At 55.9% G+C, this 20,214-nt stretch carries 17 protein-coding genes; 10 read left to right on the top strand and 7 right to left on the bottom strand.

Features of this window, described 5'->3' with window-relative positions; genetic code table 11:
* Positions 1-56: 56 nt before the first annotated feature.
* Positions 57-938, bottom strand: coding sequence for a LysR family transcriptional regulator (locus G7G_RS0112960; RefSeq protein ID WP_010441859.1), 882 nt, complete (start codon positions 936-938; stop codon positions 57-59).
* A 250-nt stretch (positions 939-1,188) separates the two neighbouring features.
* Between G7G_RS0112960 and G7G_RS0112955 the strand changes: the two genes are divergently transcribed.
* Both G7G_RS0112955 and G7G_RS0112950 read left to right on the top strand, forming a co-directional pair.
* On the top strand, positions 1,189-2,832 hold the full coding sequence (locus G7G_RS0112955; RefSeq protein WP_010441858.1) for a tetratricopeptide repeat protein: 1,644 nt from the start codon (positions 1,189-1,191) through the stop codon (positions 2,830-2,832).
* A 170-nt stretch (positions 2,833-3,002) separates the two neighbouring features.
* Positions 3,003-4,892: a PhoX family protein gene (locus G7G_RS0112950; protein WP_010441857.1), complete on the top strand. Its 1,890-nt coding sequence runs from the start codon at positions 3,003-3,005 to the stop codon at positions 4,890-4,892.
* 59 nt (positions 4,893-4,951) lie between these two features.
* Here G7G_RS0112950 and G7G_RS0112945 read toward each other — a convergent pair whose 3' ends face one another.
* Positions 4,952-5,509 carry a tetratricopeptide repeat protein gene (locus G7G_RS0112945; protein WP_010441856.1) on the bottom strand — a complete coding sequence of 186 codons (558 nt, stop codon included), beginning with the start codon at positions 5,507-5,509 and terminating at the stop codon, positions 4,952-4,954.
* A gap of 31 nt (positions 5,510-5,540) precedes the next feature.
* On the bottom strand, positions 5,541-6,026 hold the full coding sequence (locus tag G7G_RS0112940) for an Lrp/AsnC family transcriptional regulator (RefSeq protein ID WP_010441855.1): 486 nt from the start codon (positions 6,024-6,026) through the stop codon (positions 5,541-5,543).
* A gap of 103 nt (positions 6,027-6,129) precedes the next feature.
* On the opposite strand from G7G_RS0112940, the gene putA reads away from it, so the two are divergent.
* Positions 6,130-9,528, top strand: a complete 3,399-nt coding sequence (gene putA, locus G7G_RS0112935) for a bifunctional proline dehydrogenase/L-glutamate gamma-semialdehyde dehydrogenase PutA (protein WP_010441854.1) — start codon at positions 6,130-6,132, stop codon at positions 9,526-9,528.
* Positions 9,529-9,570: 42 nt separating this feature from the next.
* A complete protein-coding gene (locus tag G7G_RS0112930) occupies positions 9,571-10,314 on the top strand; it encodes a rhomboid family intramembrane serine protease (protein WP_010441853.1) in 744 nt (247 codons plus the stop codon).
* Positions 10,315-10,321: 7 nt separating this feature from the next.
* On the opposite strand, the gene G7G_RS0112925 is transcribed toward G7G_RS0112930, so the two are convergent.
* On the bottom strand, positions 10,322-11,143 hold the full coding sequence (locus G7G_RS0112925) for an IclR family transcriptional regulator (RefSeq protein WP_010441852.1): 822 nt from the start codon (positions 11,141-11,143) through the stop codon (positions 10,322-10,324).
* A 203-nt stretch (positions 11,144-11,346) separates the two neighbouring features.
* Between G7G_RS0112925 and bhcA the strand changes: the two genes are divergently transcribed.
* From bhcA to bhcD, 4 genes are all read left to right on the top strand, one after another.
* A complete protein-coding gene (gene bhcA, locus G7G_RS0112920) occupies positions 11,347-12,537 on the top strand; it encodes an L-aspartate--glyoxylate aminotransferase BhcA (RefSeq protein WP_010441851.1) in 1,191 nt (396 codons plus the stop codon).
* A gap of 11 nt (positions 12,538-12,548) precedes the next feature.
* Complete coding sequence (bhcB, locus tag G7G_RS0112915) at positions 12,549-13,520, top strand: beta-hydroxyaspartate dehydratase BhcB (RefSeq protein ID WP_010441850.1); 972 nt, start codon at positions 12,549-12,551, stop codon at positions 13,518-13,520.
* 11 nt (positions 13,521-13,531) lie between these two features.
* Positions 13,532-14,695 carry a 3-hydroxy-D-aspartate aldolase BhcC gene (gene bhcC, locus G7G_RS0112910; protein ID WP_010441849.1) on the top strand — a complete coding sequence of 388 codons (1,164 nt, stop codon included), beginning with the start codon at positions 13,532-13,534 and terminating at the stop codon, positions 14,693-14,695.
* 75 nt (positions 14,696-14,770) lie between these two features.
* Positions 14,771-15,736: an iminosuccinate reductase BhcD gene (gene bhcD / locus G7G_RS0112905; RefSeq protein ID WP_010441848.1), complete on the top strand. Its 966-nt coding sequence runs from the start codon at positions 14,771-14,773 to the stop codon at positions 15,734-15,736.
* A 57-nt stretch (positions 15,737-15,793) separates the two neighbouring features.
* Here the strand turns inward: bhcD and G7G_RS0112900 are convergent, their stop codons facing one another.
* Positions 15,794-16,579 carry an inositol monophosphatase family protein gene (locus G7G_RS0112900; RefSeq protein ID WP_010441847.1) on the bottom strand — a complete coding sequence of 262 codons (786 nt, stop codon included), beginning with the start codon at positions 16,577-16,579 and terminating at the stop codon, positions 15,794-15,796.
* Positions 16,580-16,674: 95 nt separating this feature from the next.
* Positions 16,675-17,580: a LysR family transcriptional regulator gene (locus G7G_RS0112895; protein WP_010441846.1), complete on the bottom strand. Its 906-nt coding sequence runs from the start codon at positions 17,578-17,580 to the stop codon at positions 16,675-16,677.
* 94 nt (positions 17,581-17,674) lie between these two features.
* Here G7G_RS0112895 and metF point away from each other — a divergent pair, with 94 nt between their 5' ends.
* Together metF and G7G_RS0112885 are read left to right on the top strand one after the other, a co-directional pair.
* Complete coding sequence (metF, locus tag G7G_RS0112890) at positions 17,675-18,541, top strand: methylenetetrahydrofolate reductase [NAD(P)H] (RefSeq protein ID WP_010441845.1); 867 nt, start codon at positions 17,675-17,677, stop codon at positions 18,539-18,541.
* Positions 18,542-18,729: 188 nt separating this feature from the next.
* Entirely contained in the window at positions 18,730-19,407 is a 678-nt protein-coding gene (locus G7G_RS0112885; RefSeq protein ID WP_238528797.1) for a J domain-containing protein, read from the top strand.
* A 60-nt stretch (positions 19,408-19,467) separates the two neighbouring features.
* On the opposite strand, the gene G7G_RS0112880 is transcribed toward G7G_RS0112885, so the two are convergent.
* Positions 19,468-19,986 (bottom strand): YHS domain-containing (seleno)protein, encoded by a 519-nt coding sequence (locus tag G7G_RS0112880; protein ID WP_010441843.1) that lies wholly within the window; start codon positions 19,984-19,986, stop codon positions 19,468-19,470.
* Positions 19,987-20,214: the final 228 nt, after the last annotated feature.

The following is a 20,214-nucleotide window of genomic DNA, read 5'->3' as shown; positions in this document are numbered from 1 at the left end:
TGTGACCGAGGCATAAAATCAAATTGTATTATTTTTGCCTTCTACATAAAAAGTTTTTATGCTTGTTGAAGCGCTATTTCCTTGGCGATACCCGCTGCAGCCTCAAGCAGATGGTTGCGTGGATCACCCAGATAAGACGCAGAAAATTGAAGGGGTTCGGGAACCCATCCCGGGTTGAATTCGACCAGTTTTCCCTCTTGCACCAGTTTTTTTGCCAGCGAGATCGGGAGGGCGCCTACGCATAGCCCAGCCTCAACCATCCGAAAGCAAGATGACAATGAGGAGGACGGGAAAAGGGAGATTCCGGAACCGAACCGTTCGTACAGAGCGGCTCTCAATACCCGGTACGGCCGAGTGTTCTTGGCGTAGGTCGCGATGGGAATGCCGGCCAGATCGACATTTTGACCAACAGGTCCACCCGACGCCTGGAACCATGCCAGTGGCACATCCGGCAATACCACGTTGTCAACCGTGTAATCCGAGACCGGCCCAAGCAGGATACCCAGATCGATTTCACGCCCCAGCAACTGGTCCCGTAGGTTCAATGAAATGTCGACGCTGATCTCAATCTTGAGAGAGGGGTATTTTGCGCGCAACGCACCGACGAATTCGGGCAACCAGCTTTGTGCAATGGTTTCGGACACGCCAAGGCGGATCAACCTGTCAACCGCGCTCGTGTCTACAACGTGCTCTTCGACCAGATCGGAAAGGTGTTGAAATTGCTCGGCATAATGGATCAGCATATCCCCACGCTTAGTCAGGCGCATTCCGGCGCTTTCACGTTCAAACAACGACGTTCCCAAGACGTCTTCAAGGGACTTGATGCGCGTTGTCACGGCAGGTTGCGTAAGGTTGAGCACATCGGCTGCTTTGCTGACACTGCCGAAGCGCACGACAGCAAGAAATGTTTGTAGATGATCGAGTTTGAGCCGAGACACGCTGATCGCTTTCTGCTGAGAACGGTCCTGATCTTACTATCGTATTACCACTACACAACGCCCTCTCAGCACGGACGCTGAGTATTCCATGCACTCACAATCGCCAAGAAGCGAAATCACTCCCATACACGCTTTTTCAGACGCTATTCTTAGCGCCCCCAATGCCCGCTCAAAATGTGCTATCCTTCAGACATCCGCCGACAGGCGCTGCTCGCTCTTCCTCGGCGGATATCACACGGGGGATTGATTGATGACCGAATTTGACCTCGGCACGTATAGTCGTGCCATAACAACTTCATCCGATAAAGCTCAGGAACTATTCGACCAGGGTTTGGTCTGGTTGTTCGGATATAATCATGAGGCCGCAGCCGCCTGCTTCGAACAAGCACTCACATATGACCCGAAATGTGGCATGGCACATTGGGGCGTCGCCTATGCCATTGGCCCCAATTACAACAAGCCGTGGGAGTTTTTTGAGCCCGATGAAAAAACCGCAACGCTCGAGAAAGCCCATCGATCAATCGAGGCGGCTATGGCTTTGCGCAAAACATCTACGCAGGTCGAGGCCGCTTTGATCGAAGCGATATCACATCGTTTTCCTTCTGACCCCGAGATCGAGGATTACACACCTTGGAATGACGCGTTCGCGGATTCAATGCGTGAGGTCTATTCAAACAATCCAGGCGATCTTGAGGTCTCATCCGTATTTGCCGAAGCTTTGATGAACCGCACCCCATGGCAGCTTTGGGATTTGAAGAAAGGGATACCTGCCGAAGGGGCTTCGACCAAAGAGGCACAGACCGTATTGGAAACAGCGTTTGACGCGCTTCCTGGCGCTTGGGACCACCCAGGACTGCTGCATATGTATATCCATCTGATGGAGATGTCGCCTACACCCGAAAATGCCCTGCGACACGGGGATCGGCTGGTCGATTTGGTCCCAGATAGCGGACACCTGGTGCATATGGCCACGCATATCGATGTTCTTTGCGGTGACTATCAGAATGTCGTCTGGCGCAATCATCGAGCCGCTGCAGTTGACCAGAAATACGAAGCGATGGCAGGAGGTGAGAACTTTTATACCGTCTATCGTGTCCACAATGTGCATTTCGAAGCCTACGGCGCCATGTTCCTTGGGCAGCCTGAAAAGGCACTCGCTGCATCGGAAGAGCTGATGCGGATGCTGCCTGACAATGTGATCCGGTTCTTCCCAGACCTGTTTGAATCTTTTTATGGCAAGAAGGTGCATGTCATGGTCCGATTTGGCACGTGGCAGGAAATTCTGGATGAACCATTGCCCGAAGATGCTGAACTATACAGCTACACAACGGCCGCGATTCAACAAGCACGCGCGGTCGCACTTGCAAACCTGGGACAGCTGGACGCCGCTAAACAAGCACGTGAAGTGGCTGTTGAGGCGCGCAAAGCGGTGCCGGAAAGCCGTCTGGTCTTCAACAATACAGCCGAGGATGTATTGATGATTGGCGAAGCCATGATGGATGGTGAGATCGCTTTCAAATCCGGAGACCAGGAAGGCGGACTAACCCATCTACGTCGGTCGGTCGAACTGGATGACGCCTTGGTCTATGACGAACCCTGGGGGTGGATGCAGCCGACGCGCCACGCGTTGGGCGCGTTGTTGATGGAGGCTGGTCAATTTGACGAGGCTGAAGCGGTCTACCGCGCCGATCTGGGCCTTGACGATACGCTGGCGCGCGCCTGCCAACATCCGCGCAATATCTGGAGTCTTCATGGCTTGCACGAATGTCTGGTGCAGCGCGGCGAAGAGACTGAAGCGCGGCATATCAAACTCCTGCTGGATCAGGCGGCGGCGCGCGCGACGGTTCCGGTTCACGCATCCTGCTATTGCCGCAGCAAGGTGAGAGCTGCATAGCCGTCCTCACCTATGTAGCGGTTGTAATTTGTTCAAACCCGTGGGCAAATCAGTACTGGTTTGCCCACCAACGACGTGTAAAAATTATTTGATAAAACTATTATATTTCTGTCATGTGAGCGCCTTACACCCGCTGAACGAAATTGCATTCCGACAGCCAGGAGCTATCCATGAAAGACTTCGATCCTACAAACATGTCCGCCGATGATTGGGATGAGCTGCACTTCCCTCGCCCCGAGGAAAACGATTTTGATCGCGTCGTCGAAAGTGCCATCTCTCGCCGCGGATTTTTGGCGGGTGTTGTAGCATTCGGATCGGGTGCTGCAGCCATGGGTGCAGGTCTATTGACCTCAACCGCAGCACAGGCTGTTGGAGCTTCGCGCTTTGCCTTCACCCCGATTCCTGCGCAGACCGATGGCACCGTCCACGTGCCCGAAGGCTATGAGTGGAAGATGCTGATGCGCTGGGGTGATCCGCTGTTTTCGGAAGCGGACGGTTATGATCTGACCGATGGCGGTTCGGTTGAGAACTCTGACAAGATCTTTGGTGAGAACACCGATGGGATGGAAACCTTCTCATTCCAGGGTCACGAGTTGATCGCGATCAACCACGAATATCCGAACCGCAAGATAAACCTGCCTGCTGCGCAGGAGGGAGTGCCTGCCAGCGCAAATGACGTTCTGAAACTCCAAAACATTCAGGGCGTAACCGTGATGGAGATCAAGGAAGGCCCTGAGGGCTGGGTGGCCGTCAAGGACAGTCCTTTCAACCGCCGGATCCACCACAATACGCCGATGAGGATCGCCGGCCCTGCTGCGGGGCACGAGTTGCTGAAGACCGAATCTGATCCCACCGGCTCCGCGGCGCTGGGTACGATGAATAACTGTGGTTCGGGCAAGACGCCTTGGGGCACCTACTTGACCTGCGAAGAGAATTTCAACGGTTACTTCGGCTCCTCTGATGAAAATGCCAGCTACGACCAGAAGGTCGCAGATGGCATGAAGCGCTATGGCATCAAGGCCGAAAGCTGGAATGGCTACGAGTCGTTTGATCCACGCTTTGACACCTCGAAAAACCCTAACGAACCACATCGCGCAGGCTGGATCGTTGAAATCGACCCGACCAAGCCCGACAGCACACCGGTCAAGCACACCGGTCTGGGCCGCTTCAAGCACGAAAACGCCGAGGTGGCGCTGGCGGCCGACGGTCGTGTCGTGGTCTATATGGGCGACGATGAGCGCGGCGAGTACCTTTACAAATTCATCTCGAACGCTGCCTACGCTCCCGGTGTCGACACCGAAAATCTGCTGAATAACGGAACACTTTTTGTCGCCAAATTTAACGACGACATGAGCGGTGAGTGGCTGCCTTTGACGCCCGATTCTACAGGTATGGATGCGGCCGAGATCTTGATCTTTACCCGTATGGCCGCTTCGGCAGTGGGCGGCACCACCATGGACCGCCCGGAATGGGTGGCCTCAAGCCCTGTTGCAGTTGAGGCCTATTGCTGTCTGACCAACAACAAGAACCGCGGCGTGAAACCAAATGCCGGTGGCGATGATACCTCGGCCAACGGTCCAAACCCGCGCGATGCCAACAAATACGGTCAAATCGTGCGCTGGCGCCCAGCGAATGAGGATCACGCGGCCACAGGCTTTGACTGGGACCTGTATGTCATGGCCGGAAACCCGACCGTACATTCGGACGACCGCGCTGGTTCAGCGAACGTGAATGAGGGCAACTTATTCAACTCGCCAGACGGTATGGCGATCGACTCGACAGGACTGGTCTGGATTCAGACGGATGGCAAAGACAACAACGAAGAAGATTTCGCTGGCAATGGCAATAACCAGATGTTGGTTGGTGATCCTGCCACCGGCGAGATCGTGCGCTTTATGACTGGTCCGAATGGCTGCGAGGTCACCGGCCTGGCCTGGTCTACCGACCTGCGTACCATGTTCGTGGGCATCCAGCACCCGGGCAGCAATTGGCCCGATGGCGGCACGCCACGCTCATCGGTGATCGCGATCAAACGTACCGATAACGGGCTTGTTGGCTAAACCGATCCAATGAGCGAAAGCGCCCTCGAACTCGGGTTCGGGGGCGTTTTCAGCTTTGTTCAGATATCCTCGCCCGGCGGGTCAAGTAGCCCACCCGGGGCAAGCAGGGCACGTTCGGATAGCCAGGGGTTCAATTCCAGTGCATGGTTCAGCGCCGCGCGCGCCTCATCCATGCGCTTCAGCCCCAGCAGCGACAATGCCCGCCCGCTGAGCGCGGCAACATGGTTCGGCGAGAGCGCTATGGCCCGGTCCAGATCAATCAGAGCCGCCCCAAAGTCTTGCTGCAAGTAATTGACAAAGGCGCGCTGGTTGTACCCTTCGGCATATTCGGGACAGTAAGCAACGAGAGCATCGAATTCTGCCAACGCTCCGGCCAAATCCCAGGCTTCGCGCATGGACATTCCACGATCCAATAAGGTTTGCGACCTCGCATCCGGAGCATCGGTCCAGAGCTGCCACATCTGGCCAGAGATGCCTCGCGCTTCTTGCTCGGTTGACGCATCTTGAGCCTGCGCTATCAGAGAGTCGATCCCAGAGATATGGTCGGGTGCGACCGGGCAGTCAGCGGTGGCCTGCACAGCAGAGACGGCAAGGAAAACGGCAAATGCGAGTTTCATCCCCTCTAACCTGATCCCCAGAACCCATAGGTCAACCGTTTTCTAGTGGGGCGAGTAACCCCGTTTCTTTCACCGCCTCCATCGCCACGAAAGTAGAGGTATTCGCAACATGCGGTAGGGATGAGATTTTTTCGGCCAGAACAGTGCGGTATTCCGACATCGAACGGGTACGTATTTTGAGCAGGTAATCGAAGTTTGACGCGATCATGTGGGCCTGTTCAATCTCGGCAACCTTACGCACAGCCGCGTTAAACTCAGCCAGCGCCTTTTCGCGTGTATCCGTCAGACGCACTTCGACAAAGGCTACATGATCAAGGCCCAAACGGATCGGATCAAGCATGACCCGGTATCCTGTGATGATCCCGTCCGCCTCAAGCCGCTTGAGTCGTGCTTGCGTCGGGGACTTCGATAGGCCGATCTTGCGCGCAAGATCTGTTACCGAAATGCGACCATCCTCGGCCAGCGCCGTGAGGATGGCCTGATCGAACTGATCAAGACCGGACAAGTCGTTTCGCATCATCTGCCCCCGTAAATTCGGTCCATTCGACTATCAGAAGAAAAAATTCAGTCCATTCTCCTGCTCAAGGCCAGTTATATTAGGCAAAAGCCCCGGAGTACACATGTCACATAGCCTGCGCACCAAGATCGACACCCAAACCTACGCCGAGCAATCCACCGTGCTGGACGCTTTGATCGCTCAAGCCGACCTGTCACAAACTGACCGCGCCGACATCTGTAAGGCGGCGGCGCAGCTCGTGCGCGACATTCGCTCCAGCACGTCGCCCGGTATGATGGAGGTATTTCTAGCCGAATACGGCCTGTCCACCGATGAAGGCGTCGCGCTAATGTGTCTTGCCGAGGCACTGTTGCGTGTCCCCGATGCGGACACTATCGACGCATTGATCGAAGACAAGATCGCGCCATCGGACTGGGGCAAGCACTTGGGACAATCATCCTCGTCGCTGGTGAACGCCTCAACATGGGCGCTGATGCTGACCGGGCGCGTTTTGGATGAGGACAAGACTTCGCCAGTGGGCGCTTTGCGCGGGGCAATCAAACGTTTGGGCGAGCCTGTGATCCGAACTGCTGTGGGTCGTGCGATGAAAGAAATGGGGCGCCAATTTGTTCTGGGCGAGACCATTCAGTCAGCCATGAAACGTGCCAAGGGGATGGAAGACAAAGGATACACCTATTCCTACGACATGCTGGGCGAAGCCGCACGGACCGAAGCCGACGCCGCCCGCTATCATCTGTCCTATTCCCGTGCCATCGCCGCCATTGCCGAAGCCTGCACCCACAAAGACATCCGCGAAAACCCCGGTATCTCGGTCAAGCTGTCCGCGCTGCACCCCCGCTATGAACTGGCGCAGGAACAGCGGGTCATGGAGGAGTTGGTTCCCCGCCTTCGGGCTCTGGCACTGCTTGCAAAGGCCGCGGGCATGGGGCTGAACGTCGACGCAGAGGAGGCCGATCGCCTCTCCCTGTCGCTGCAGGTCATCGAAGAAGTCATGGCTGAGCCCGCACTGGCAGGCTGGGACGGGTTCGGCATTGTCGTACAAGCCTACGGCCCGCGCGCCGGTCTCGTGTTGGATACGCTCTACGAGATGGCCGAGCGTCATGACCGCAAGCTGATGGTGCGGTTGGTGAAGGGCGCGTATTGGGACACAGAAATTAAGCGCGCTCAGGTCGAAGGCGTCGATGGGTTTCCGGTCTTCACCCAGAAGGCAGCGACCGATGTGTCCTATATCGCCAATGCTCGCAAGCTGCTGGATATGACCGACCGCATCTATCCGCAATTTGCCACCCATAACGCCCATACGGTCAGTGCAATCCTGCATATGGCTGACGACCAACCGTTCGAGTTCCAGCGCCTGCACGGAATGGGAGAGACCCTGCATCAGATCGTGCGCGACAAGCAGAGCGCCCGCTGCCGTATCTACGCGCCTGTCGGCGCGCACCGTGACCTGTTGGCCTATCTGGTGCGGCGTCTGCTGGAGAACGGGGCGAATTCGTCCTTCGTCAACCAGATTGTTGATGAAGATGTCGCACCGGAAATTGTTGCGGCAGACCCTTTCCAAGCCATTCAGACACCCGCAAAACCACTGCCGACCGGACCAGAATTGTTTGCACCCGAGCGTCCGAACTCGAAAGGGTTCGATTTGCATCATACGCCAACACTGGACCGGGTCGACATTGCGCGCGATGCTTACCGCGCCCATCACTGGTACGCCCGGCCATTGCTTTCGGACGATGCTCAGCCCGAGTCAGATTTGCCTGTTATCAACCCGGCCCGACCGCAGGACCGCCCGGGCTCGGTCGCTGTTGCCAGTCCGACCGATGTCGAGCTGGCGCTTGCCAGTGCCTGCCCATGGCAGGCCACGGCAGCCACCCGCGCTGAAGTCCTGAACAAAGCCGCCGACCTCTACGAGGCGCATTACGGCGAGCTATTCGCCCTGCTCGCTCGCGAAGCCGGGAAATCTGTACCCGATGCGGTTGCCGAGCTACGCGAGGCTGTCGACTTCCTACGTTATTACGCCGCCAATATTCCGGCGGCCAAGCCTGCCGGGATTTTCACCTGTATCAGCCCTTGGAATTTCCCTCTGGCGATCTTCACGGGGCAAATTTCGGCCGCGCTGGCAACTGGCAACGCCGTGCTCGCCGCCCCTGCCCCGCAAACGCCCCTCATAGCACATCGCGCTGTTCAGTTGATGCACGAAGCAGGCGTCCCGCGCGATGTTCTGCAATTGTTGCCCGGAGGACCAAAAGTGGGCGTAGCGTTGACGTCGGACGAACGCGTCTCGGGTGTGGCCTTTACCGGCTCGACCGCAACCGCATTGAAAATCCGGTCTGCAATGGCCCAGCATATGCGTCCCGGCACACCTCTGATCGCCGAGACCGGCGGCCTGAACGCCATGATCGTGGACAGCACCGCCTTGCCGGAGCAAGCCGTGCAATCGATCATCGAAAGCGCTTTCCAGTCAGCAGGACAACGGTGTTCCGCCCTACGCTGTCTCTATCTGCAGGAGGACATCGCCGAGGATGTTCTGACAATGCTGCAAGGGGCAATGGACGCTCTGCAAGTTGGCGATCCTTGGCTGATCTCAACCGATTGTGGCCCAGTCATTGACGAGCAGGCTCGTCAGGGTATCGCAGATCACGTCGCCAATGCGCGCGCAGAGGGGCGGGTTCTGAAAGAACTCTCTACTCCACCCGAAGGTACGTTCATCGCACCAACTCTGATCGAAATCCCCGGCATCTCAGCATTAGAACGTGAAATATTCGGACCGGTGCTGCATGTCGCCCGTTTCAAGGCGCAAGAGATCGACAAGGTTATCGCAGAAATCAACGCCACAGGATATGGCCTGACTTTCGGCTTACACACACGGATCGACGATCGCGTGCAGCATGTGACCGAAGCGATCCACGCCGGCAATATCTATGTCAACCGCAACCAGATCGGCGCAATCGTTGGCTCACAACCGTTCGGTGGTGAGGGTCTTTCGGGCACTGGGCCCAAAGCAGGCGGACCGAATTATATGGCGCGGTTCTGCGCCACGGATCGGCAGAATTCTTCGGGACACTGGGACAGTGCAGCAGAGATGAACGCACCCGAAGGACAACCTGCCCCACCTCGCACGCAATCGCTGCCCGGCCCAACCGGCGAATCAAACCGATTGACCGATTATGCGCGTGAGCCACTCTTGTGTATGGGCCCTGGACCCGATGCAGCCGAGGCACAGGCGCAGGCAGTTATGGGCTTGGGCGGAACGACAGTCCGGATGACCGGAGCGCTGGATCTACACCGGCTTGAAAACCTGACCGGTTTCTCGGGCGTTCTGTGGTGGGGCGACGACGACACCGCCCGCCAGATCGAGCAGCATCTGGCCCGGCGCAATGGTCCGATTATCCCACTGATACCCGGTCACCCTGACCGTGCGCGTGTTCTTGGCGAACGCCATGTCTGCGTCGACACGACCGCTGCCGGAGGTAATGCCGCCCTACTCGGAGGTGCGGCATAACCGGGCCTTGACGCTGGGCGGTGAAAAGCCCAGCGTCGCGCCATGTTTCCGATCCGCGATCATAACCCTTCGGGGCGTACTCCGTATGTCGTCTATGCCCTTCTGGCGGCAAATATCCTGATCTTCCTCGGCTATGTAGGGATCATGGACGATGCGCGGGCCATGAATCGGCTCTACTTCGACTACGCCGTCATTCCTGCACGGATCACCGACGGCTATGGGCTCGAGACGCTTGTGACTTCAATGTTCCTGCACGGGGGCTGGATGCATTTGGCCGGGAACATGCTGTTTCTATGGATCTTCGGCGATAATCTCGAAGATGAAATGGGGCATGTTCTGTTTCTTGTATTCTATCTGCTGGCGGGAATCGGCGCGGGGCTTATTCACGTTGTCTCGGCACCTGGCTCTTTGGTGCCGACAATCGGCGCTTCCGGCGCAATTGCCGGGGTCATGGGCGGTTATCTTCTGCTTTTCCCAAAGGCGCGCGTCGATATCCTTTTGATCCTGATTGTCTATATTCGGATATTCACCATCCCGGCATTTGTCATGCTTGGGGTCTGGCTGGGCCTTCAGTTCTTTGGAAGCCTGTCCAGCAATCCTGATGAGGGTGGCGTTGCCTATTGGGCCCATACCGGAGGGTTCTTTGTTGGCCTGATCCTGTGTGTCCCTCTTTGGCTCAAGCGCGGAGGCCCTGGATTCTGGGACCGCACCCATGGCCATCCTCCACACCCGGGACACAAGTATAAGCTGTCGCAATCACGTATTCCCAAAGTGCCGCGCAAGTAATCGCGGATCACTGGCTGGGCGATCTACCTCCACTCAGATGGGTAATCTCCTGTGCCGCGTTTCGTACCAGCATACCCAGCTCAGGCGCGCGATCGAGGCTGAACCGCACAGTTGGGCCGGACACTGAGATGCCTGCGCAGGGTTCGGCGCGATCATTGAAGATCGCCGCGCCAATGCAGGACATGCCCTCGTAGCGCTCTTCATGATCGTAAGACCAGCCGCGCCTACGGGTCTCCGCCAGATCGTCGTGCAGACCCGCTTGGGGGAGATTGGTGTTCTCAGTAAAGGCAATCAAGTCAGTCCGAGCCAACACCTTGTTTAAACTTTCCTCGCTCAGAGCAGCCAGAATCGCCTTTCCCGTACCCGAAGCATACATTGGAGTTCGCGCACCTGGCGGAAAGAAGGCCCGGATCGGATTTTGGGTTTCAACCTGCCCGACAAAGACAACTTCTGGCCCATCAGGCACCGCCAGATTAGCGGTCTCACCACTGTCCAGCATCAGACGACGAAGGATCGGCCTACCAATCTCGAGAACGTTATTGCGTCGAAGGAAAGATGCACCAGTCCGGTAGGCTTCGATACCGACCATCCACTCTTGCCGCTCTTCGTCGAAACTGACGAACCCGTGCTTCTGCAATGTCACCAGAATACGGTGCGTGGTGGCAGTTGGTACATCGACCTCGCGCGCCAGGTCACTTAGCGCGACACGTTCCAGCCCGGCGACGGTTGTAAGTACGCCCAGCGCTCGGTCCAGCGACTGCATGGTTCCGGCTGAGCTTTCCTTGAACATCGATTTCGGCCGACCACGAGGCCTTTTCTGAGACTCCATTTTCTAGCTCACCTTCCGATATTAGTGTCCGTACTGATTCAAGTTTTTCAGATCGCAATTCCATGGGAATAAAATTGAGAAACTAAATTCCCATCTATTTCAGCGCCTTATCTATTTAATGAATAAAATGAAAATGTTTTTCAAGAAAATTGCAACCTAAGCCCGTTCCAGCGACACTTATTTCCAAAGCAGAGGATTGAGTCATGTCGAACCAAAACCCGGTCTTTATCCCAGGCCCAACCAACATACCTGATCGCTTGCGCCTTGCCATGCAGGTGCAGACACAAGATCACCGCGCCCCGGATTTCGTTGAGACTTTCGCCCCGGTGCTGGAGGATACAAAGAAAGTCTTCGGCACGACCGAGGGTCAGATCATCACCTTCCCCGCCAGCGGCACCGGGGGTTGGGAGGCAGCGATCACTAATACGCTCAGCCCAGGAGACAAGGTTTTGGTCGCGCGTTACGGCGTTTTCAGTCACCGCTGGATTGACCTGTGCGAACGGCATGGGCTGGACGTTCAGATCGTCGAATGCACGTGGGGCACTGGTGCACCTGCAGACCGCTTTGAAGCGATCCTGTCAGCTGACAAAGCGCACGACATCAAGGCCGTTTTGGTAACCCACAATGAAACCGCAACCGGAGTGCGTTCTGACATCAGGGCCGTACGGCACGCTATGAACGCGGCAAATCATCCAGCGATGATGTTTGTGGATTGCGTCAGCTCGCTGGCCTCGATGCCATTTGAATTCGATCAGTGGGGCGTCGATATCGCTGTCTCGGGATCGCAAAAAGGGTTCATGCTGGCGACCGGCATGGCAATCCTGTGTGTTAGCCCCAAGGCGCTGGCAGCAATGGAAACTGCGAAGCTGCCCCGGACATTCTTTGATTTTCGTGACATGATGGCGGCCAATGCCTCGGGTGGATTTCCTTACACGCCTCCGTTGCAACTGATCTACGGTATGCGCGAAAGCCTGAAGATGTTGTTCGAGGAAGGACTGGACAATGTTTATGCCCGCCACACGCGCCTCGCCGAAGGGGTTCGACGCGCGGCCAACGCATGGGGACTGAAACTCGTCGCTCAGACTCCTGACCTATGTTCTGATACTGTCAGCGCGATCTATGTGCCCGAAGGGTTCGACAGTAACGAACTGACCGACCATGCCTTTAACACCTACGGCGTTTCGTTCGGCATCGGTTTGGGAGAGTTGAATGGCAAAGCCTTCCGCATCGGCCATCTGGGCAGTCTGACGGATGTGATGGTTCTGTCGGGTTTGGCCACGATAGAAATGGCGATGGCCGATCTGAACTATCCAATTGAGCTGGGCGGCGGTGTGGCGGCGGCACAAGAATTTTATCGTGCTGGAACATCCGGCCACGCCAAAGCTGCAGCCTGAGGAGGACCATAATGTTGGATCAAATCCCAGTTGCTGACCTGACTATTGAAGATATGCTGGCAGCGCATGAAAGGATCAGGCCACATATTCGGCGCACGCCGGTTATGACGTCTGATTACCTAAATGACCTGACTGGCGCACAGCTGTTCTTCAAGTGTGAGAACTTTCAAGAGGCCGGCGCTTTCAAAGTGCGCGGAGCCAGCAACGCTGTCTTTGGTCTAAGCGATGAGATGGCAACCAAGGGCGTTTGCACCCATTCCAGCGGTAACCACGCTCTGTCACTGTCATATGCTGCGGGTCGCCGAGGTATTCCTTGTAATGTGGTCATGCCGCGAACAGCCCCGCAAGCCAAGAAAGACGCAGTACGTCGCTATGGTGGTACGATCACCGAATGCGAGCCTTCAACCTCTTCCCGCGAAGCAACATTCGCCGAAGTTCAGGCCAGAACCGGTGGTGAATTCGTACACCCTTACAATGACCCGCGCGTCATAACTGGTCAGGCGACCTGTTCGGCCGAGTTGCTGGAGCAAACGGATGGTGTGGATGCGGTAATCGCACCGATCGGGGGCGGTGGCATGGTCTCGGGCACTTGCCTGACTGTGCCAAACCTGGCGCCGGAAACCGCAATCTACGCGGCTGAACCCGAGCAGGCGGACGATGCGTACCGTTCATTCAAAGCAGGTCACATTATCGCAGATGATGCCCCGAAAACGGTAGCGGATGGTCTTTTGGTGCCGCTCAAGGAAAACACCTGGCACTTCGTTTCAAACTACGTGACCGACATCTTCACCGCGTCCGAACAAGAAATCATCATCGCGATGAAGCTCACCTGGAAATACCTGCGGGTGGTGATGGAGCCATCTTCAGCTGTCCCGCTTGCGACCATTATCAAGAACCCCGACACATTCCGAGGCAAGCGAGTCGGAGTGATCATCACAGGCGGCAACGTGGATTTGGACAAACTGCCCTGGCTCAACGGGTAAGGAGAAACAGGATGAATAAACCGATGAACATTGATCAGCTTGAAGTTGGCTACGACATCCCTGCCGCAATCGGTATGGATGAAAGTGAAATTCAGACGCCCTGCCTGATCCTCGATCTGGACGCGCTTGAGCGGAACATCAAAAAGATGGGCGATTACGCCAAGGCCCATGGGATGCGCCATCGGGTGCATGGCAAAATGCACAAATCGGTAGATGTGGCGAAGCTGCAGGAAAAGCTGGGCGGTGCCGTTGGCGTTTGCTGCCAGAAAGTGTCCGAAGCCGAAGTGTTCGCCCGTGGTGGTATCAAAGACATTTTGGTGTCCAACCAAGTGCGCGATCCGGCCAAGATCGATCGTTTGGCACGCTTGCCTCAGTTGGGTGCGCGTACGATTGTGTGCGTCGATGACATCGAGAATATCTCAGACCTGTCCGAAGCGGCGCAACGCCACGGGACCGATCTGGAAGTATTCGTTGAAATCGACTGCGGTGCGGGTCGGTGTGGGGTAACAACGACCGAGGATGTCGTTGCCATCGCCAAGGCAGCCGAAGCTGCGCCAAACCTGAAATTCTCTGGCATTCAGGCCTATCAGGGCGCGATGCAGCACCTTGATACCTATGAGGCCCGAAAAGAGAAACTGGAAGCTGCCATCGCTATGGTCGAAGACGCGTATGACGGCCTAAAGAACGCTGGTATCGACTGCGAGCTGGTCTCGGGCGGTGGGACAGGATCGTATTACTTTGAGGCCAACTCAGGCGTGTATAATGAACTGCAATGTGGGTCCTACGCCTTCATGGATGCCGATTATGGCCGAATTCTCGATAAGGATGGCAACCGGATTGACCAAGGCGAATGGGAAAACGCGCTGTTCATTCTGACCAGCGTGATGAGCCATGCCAAAGCTGACAAGGCGATCTGTGATGCAGGTCTTAAGGCGCAATCAGTCGATAGCGGCCTGCCCTTCATATTTGGACGCGACGATGTGGAATACCTCAAATGTTCGGACGAGCACGGGGTCATCGGTGATCCAAACGGCGCGTTGAAGGTAAACGACAGATTACGGCTTGTACCGGGGCATTGCGACCCGACCTGCAATGTCCATGACTGGTACGTTGGTGTGCGGAACGGAAAAGTCGAAGCGCTTTGGCCAGTCTCGGCACGCGGCAAGGCCTATTGATCATAACAGGAAAGGCAGGCGGCTTAGGTCGCCTGTCTGACCGTAGATCATCAGAACTATCGAAAGGCAAAATAGATGATCATCGTTCCTGAAAAGGAAATCGGCGCTCTGCTGGGCCGCAACGAAAGCTACGAGGCGATCGAACAGGTATTTGCCGCAATGGCGGCAGGAGATGCCTATAATTTTCCAGTCGTGCGCGAAGCCATTGGTCATGCAGATGCGCTTTATGGCTTCAAGGGCGGATTTGATCGGGCGGGCATGACGCTTGGCCTCAAGGCCGGTGGATATTGGCCCAACAATCTGGAGACACACGGGCTGATCAATCATCAATCCACCGTATTCCTGTTTGACCCTGATACGGGCCGGGTGAAGGCGATTGTCGGAGGCAATTTGCTGACAGCCCTGCGCACGGCGGCTGCCTCTTCCGTATCCATCAACCATCTGGCACGTAAAGACGCCAAGGTGATCGGCATGGTCGGTGCGGGTCATCAGGCCAAGTTCCAATTGCGTGCCGCGTTGGAGCAAAGAGAGTTTGAGAAGGTCATCGGCTGGAATCTGCACCCCGATATGCTGCCCAACATCGAAGAAGTCGCGTCTGAGGCTGGCCTGCCCTTTGAAGCTGTGGAATTGCCCGGCATGGTCGAGGCGGATGTGATCATCACGATTACATCGTCATTTGCGCCTACTCTGATGTCGGATCATGTATCAGACGGCACACATGTCGCCTGCATGGGCACCGATACGGTCGGCAAACAAGAAGTCGGGGTCGACCTGATCAACCGCGCCACTGTCTTTACGGATGAGGTCGCTCAGTCCATCACACTGGGCGAATGTCAGCACGCAGTCGCCAGTGGATCGAAAACCGAAACCGATATCCGGCAGATAGGTGAAGTCATCAATGGCACACATCCCGGACGGCAATCCGATCAAGAGGTCACGCTATTCGATGGAACGGGCGTCGGGTTGCAGGACTTGGCCGTCGCAAGCGCCGTGGTCGAGCTTGCTGTTGAGCAAGGGATCGCGATCGAAGTGGATTTCTAGACAAAAACGCGCGCTCCAATCGGGCGCGCGTTCATCTATGAAGCTGGAAGAAGCCGTTCAGCCCCGGATCACTTTGGCAAAGTTGTCAAAGATCGGCTCATTCGCACAAATTACTTCGCCATCTTCAAGCACGCTGCCTTCGGGGTTCAGCGCCTGAACGAACCCGCCTGCTTCTTTCACGATGATGATGCCCGCTGCAACGTCCCAAGCGTTGAGCCGGCGTTCCCAGAAGCCCTCATAACGACCTGCGGCGACATAAGCCATGTCCAGAGCAGCAGCACCCCAGCGGCGCACACCAGCACAGGCTGGCATCAAACGGGCGAGATCCTGAAGGGTCGCGGGGAGGTCCGAACGGCCACCGAACGGCAAACCGGTTGAGAAGATAGACTCGATCATACGGTGCCGTCCCGAGACACGAATGCGCATGTCGTTCATCCACGCACCCTCGCCTTTTTCAGCAAAGAACATCTCGTCCTTGGCTGGGTCATAGATCACACCGGAGACGATCTTGCCCTTGTGTTCGAGAGCGATCGAGACTGCCCAATGCGGCAGGCCGTGCAGGAAGTTGGTGGTCCCGTCCAGCGGGTCAACAATCCAGCGGCGGGTCGGGTCTTCGCCATCAATCGAACCGCCCTCTTCGGCCAGCCAGCCATAGGTCGGGCGGGCACCCAGCAGTTCCTCTTTCAAAATTGCTTCGGCCGCAATGTCGGCTTTGGACACAAAGTCGCCCGCGCCCTTCATCGACACCTGCAGGTTCTCGACTTCACGAAAATCCTTGACCAGAGAACGCCCTGCTTTCCGCGCGGCTTTGATCATGATGTTGAGATTTGCACTGCCAACCATTTTAAATAGGCTCCTGTCCGGTCAAGCCGCGCGTATACTGGGGCAACGCGCCCTTGCCAAGAGGAATGATGCGCATGGCTGATCTGCGTCTGGCGCTATTGCGTCTGCAGCTTTCGCGCCTCAGTCCGGGCCAGCTTTACCAGCTCTTGCACAAAGGGTTTTTCAAGGTCCTCACTGCGAACTGCAGCATAGAGCCTGCGGGTGATCCCGTCTTTGGTCAGTGGGCGGGTTACATAGTCCGAATTGTACTTTACCTCACGCACGACCCAATCAGGCAGAACAGAAATACCTCGGTTCGACGCAACCAACAAAAGGATCACAGCTGTCAGTTCAACCTGACGGATTGTGGCTGGTTCAACACGAGCCGGGATTAGTAACTGGCTGAATACGTCCAGACGTGTCCGTTCGACCGGATAGGTGATCAGTGTCTGGCCGCGAAAGTCCTCGGCATCTATGAATGGTTTATCAGCCAGCGGGTGCGAGGACGCCGCGACAAACACGGCTTGATAGTCAAAGAGTTCAATAAACTCGACACCCGGCAAATCTTCAGGGTCGGAGGAGACCACAAGATCTACCTCTTCCTTCTGCAACGCAGGTAGCGCGTCGAATGCGAGACCTGGGCGAATGTCTACATCGACATCAGACCAGGATTTTCGGAAGGCTTCGAGCACAGGGAACAGCCATTCGAAACAAGCGTGACATTCGATCGCAATATGCATACGCCCGGTGCGACCGTCGCGCAGCGATGAAAACTCATCCTGCATTGCCTCGACCTGCGGCAGTATTTGCTCTGCCAGCCGCAACAGTCGCAGACCGGCTGCAGACAGTTTCATTGGCTTAGAACGGCGCAGGAACAATTCAACCCCGGCTTGATCTTCCAAGCCCTTGATCTGATGGCTCAATGCTGACTGGGTAATGTTTAATTGATCAGCAGCACGTGCCAAACCGCCACATTCGTGGATGGCTTTGATCGTCCGCAGATGTCGGAACTCAATATGCATATGCTGCGTGACTCATGTTGTTGTTGAATAATATGAGTTTGTCTCACAACGCCTCAGGTGGCACAAGAGCGTAAATGACAGTTACGAGGCCATTATGACCAAGCCTGAGATCTCATTCGAATTTTTCCCGCCCCAGACGCTGGAGGCCTCGTTTCGCCTGTGGGATACGGTTCAGACGCTGGCTCCGCTGAACCCTCGCTTTGTGTCCGTCACCTATGGCGCTGGGGGCACGACGCGCGAACTGACACGCGATGCGGTTGCAACCCTGCACAAATCTTCAGGCCTGCCCGTTGCCGCGCATCTGACCTGTGTAGATGCCTCGCGTCAAGAAACCCTTGAGATTGCCGATACGTTCGCACGCGCAGGCGTTCAGGATATCGTCGCGCTTCGCGGCGATCCTCCCAAGGGACAGGACCGGTTCCAGCCACATCCGGAAGGATTTGCCAATTCGGTCGAATTGATATCCGCGCTGGCAGAAACAGAAATGTTCAGTATTCGCGTCGGTGCCTATCCTGACATCCACCCTGAGGCACAGAACGCCCGAACCGATGTGGATTGGCTAAAGGCAAAACTGGACGCGGGTGCGGACGAAGCGCTAACCCAGTTCTTTTTCGAAGCCGAGACTTTTTTCCGGTTCCGGGATGCTTGCGAAAAAGCAGGCATTGATAAACCAATCGTGCCCGGAATTCTTCCAATCGAAAACTGGAAAGGGGCACGCAACTTCGCAAAACGCTGTGGAACCCGAGTACCCGAGTGGATCGAAAATGCATTTGAGAAGGCGATCCGCGACGATCGCGAAGACCTTCTTGCCACTGCGCTTTGCACCGAACTCTGCTCGGACCTGATCGAAGGTGGTGTGGACAAGTTGCATTTCTACACGCTCAATCGCCCTGAACTGACCCGCGATGTGTGTTTCGCATTGGGTATTACACCTCAGACCGAATTGCAGAACGTCGCTTGAACTTGTGGCCTATCCGGTGGCAAATCTGTCGCTGGGCACACCCACCACTACCGATGTGCGGCACGCCGATTAAAGCGCGGGCGACAATCCAGAATTGATTCCAGAAACTGTTGCTGGGATTAACGCTAATATCTAAGAAAATTTGACAAAAATGTGATCGATGGCACTCTGAGCGCAGTGTAGTTTTAATGAGTGTTATCAGTATGGAGCCAGTGAGCAAAGTTAAGGCTCGGGCAGAAGCGTTTCAGGTTCTTGGCCTGCCTACCCACGCCAACGCAAACGACATCAGAGACGCCTGGCGCAATATCGCCTTTCATGATCACCCTGATCATACGGATGGTGACCATTCGGTTTTTTCCAAAGCCAAGTCGGCTTACGATTTTCTGCGTAGCGAGGGTCTGACCCGAAAAGGGGTGACGAGTTCGTCGACACCACGTCGTCCACGCCTAAAGAAACGTGTTATCGAACTGGACGCCGATGAGATCAAAGCTTGCCGTGAATTGCTGAATCCTGAATACGTGCTTTCAGATATGTCTGCGATTGACTACGCCGCGACAAGCGACGACCAAGACCAGTCATCTGACCATGTGCCAGATGCAATCGGCTGTTTCGGACGTGACCTGACTTACTTCGTCGCGTCTTCTGTCTGCAAGGGTGAAAACCGAGTCGCCTTGCCAACATCGGTTCTGGCAAGTTGCAGGAAAACTGAAACCGAGATTTTGACATTTAAATCCAAAGGTGCGGGTTCGGGTGAAATTGTCATTCCCGACCCTATACGCGAACGGAAGTTTCCCGGTGCCCGAAGCGTTAGGATTCGGTTTGAAGCAGACCAGCAAATGCGGGATTTGTTTGAGTTGGCAGGGTGAGAGAACCTGCCAGTAAAAAAAGCCCGGCTGTTAAGGCCGGGCTTACTTTTTTCACCAATATCAGTTGGACACTGGACCTTCCGAAGTAAATTTCGGGATCACACTGGTAGACGCCGCGTCGGGTTCGATACCCGGCCAGTTGCCTTCTGCCAAATTGATGTTGCCGGGAACGTCCTCTTCCCAAAAGCCGACAACTACATCGGTGATGTTCAGATACAGTTTGTCATCGACGATCCGCCACAGGTTCGGGTTGGCCGGAACCTTGCCGCCACGCGACACGCCATAGGCGCAGTGTCCATCATATTGCGGTGCATAATAGGCCGGATTTTCGAGGAACTTATCGCGGTTTTCTTCAGTCGAAAATGCCCAGGTCGCACCGTTATAATCGGCAGTGATGTCAGACCGGCCGCGAACTGCCTCGGGCTGCGATTGACCCACGGCAACTTGATCCAAGTCGCGATAGGCAACGACGTCATACCCTGACACCGCAAATCCGGTACCGTCGACATATTGATCTCCTGCGAATGCAGGCATGGCGAAAGCCATCGTCGCTGCAAGGGTCAGTGCAAAGCGTTTCATGTGAATTGTCCTCATGTCCTATTGGTTTCTGGGCACCCACGCTACGGGTCTACTCAGACAATAGGTGTTTTTGGCCTCGCGCGAAGTCCCACTCGCGCCGCTGTGAAAACGAATTGGGAATTGTGAGGTGTATCCGGGGGATTGTTACAAAATACCCGCGATGTTTGGGGTTGGACTCTGAGTTCTGCAATATTAGCTGTTGATTTAGCGGTCCATTGGCCAGCAGCG

The organism is Ruegeria conchae (assembly GCF_000192475.1).
In the GTDB taxonomy this organism is placed as follows: Bacteria; Pseudomonadota; Alphaproteobacteria; order Rhodobacterales; family Rhodobacteraceae; genus Ruegeria; species Ruegeria conchae.
The sequence above is the reverse complement of the archived record's forward strand: the minus strand, read 5'-3'. Positions and strand labels throughout refer to the sequence as shown.

What these genes read in the sequence shown, in the direction of transcription:
- bhcD (WP_010441848.1), top strand. Translation starts at nt 14,771, where the DNA reads ATGATCATCGTTCCTGAAAAGGAAATCGGCGCTCTGCTGGGCCGCAAC.
- G7G_RS0112940 (WP_010441855.1), bottom strand. Translation starts at nt 6,026, where the DNA reads ATGCGAAACGACTTGTCCGGTCTTGATCAGTTCGATCAGGCCATCCTC.
- G7G_RS0112945 (WP_010441856.1), bottom strand. Translation starts at nt 5,509, where the DNA reads ATGAAACTCGCATTTGCCGTTTTCCTTGCCGTCTCTGCTGTGCAGGCC.
- G7G_RS0112885 (WP_238528797.1), top strand. Translation starts at nt 18,730, where the DNA reads ATGAGTGTTATCAGTATGGAGCCAGTGAGCAAAGTTAAGGCTCGGGCA.
- bhcC (WP_010441849.1), top strand. Translation starts at nt 13,532, where the DNA reads ATGAATAAACCGATGAACATTGATCAGCTTGAAGTTGGCTACGACATC.
- bhcA (WP_010441851.1), top strand. Translation starts at nt 11,347, where the DNA reads ATGTCGAACCAAAACCCGGTCTTTATCCCAGGCCCAACCAACATACCT.
- G7G_RS0112880 (WP_010441843.1), bottom strand. Translation starts at nt 19,986, where the DNA reads ATGAAACGCTTTGCACTGACCCTTGCAGCGACGATGGCTTTCGCCATG.
- G7G_RS0112955 (WP_010441858.1), top strand. Translation starts at nt 1,189, where the DNA reads ATGACCGAATTTGACCTCGGCACGTATAGTCGTGCCATAACAACTTCA.
- G7G_RS0112900 (WP_010441847.1), bottom strand. Translation starts at nt 16,579, where the DNA reads ATGGTTGGCAGTGCAAATCTCAACATCATGATCAAAGCCGCGCGGAAA.
- metF (WP_010441845.1), top strand. Translation starts at nt 17,675, where the DNA reads ATGACCAAGCCTGAGATCTCATTCGAATTTTTCCCGCCCCAGACGCTG.
- G7G_RS0112895 (WP_010441846.1), bottom strand. Translation starts at nt 17,580, where the DNA reads ATGCATATTGAGTTCCGACATCTGCGGACGATCAAAGCCATCCACGAA.
- bhcB (WP_010441850.1), top strand. Translation starts at nt 12,549, where the DNA reads ATGTTGGATCAAATCCCAGTTGCTGACCTGACTATTGAAGATATGCTG.
- G7G_RS0112930 (WP_010441853.1), top strand. Translation starts at nt 9,571, where the DNA reads ATGTTTCCGATCCGCGATCATAACCCTTCGGGGCGTACTCCGTATGTC.
- G7G_RS0112925 (WP_010441852.1), bottom strand. Translation starts at nt 11,143, where the DNA reads ATGGAGTCTCAGAAAAGGCCTCGTGGTCGGCCGAAATCGATGTTCAAG.
- G7G_RS0112950 (WP_010441857.1), top strand. Translation starts at nt 3,003, where the DNA reads ATGAAAGACTTCGATCCTACAAACATGTCCGCCGATGATTGGGATGAG.
- putA (WP_010441854.1), top strand. Translation starts at nt 6,130, where the DNA reads ATGTCACATAGCCTGCGCACCAAGATCGACACCCAAACCTACGCCGAG.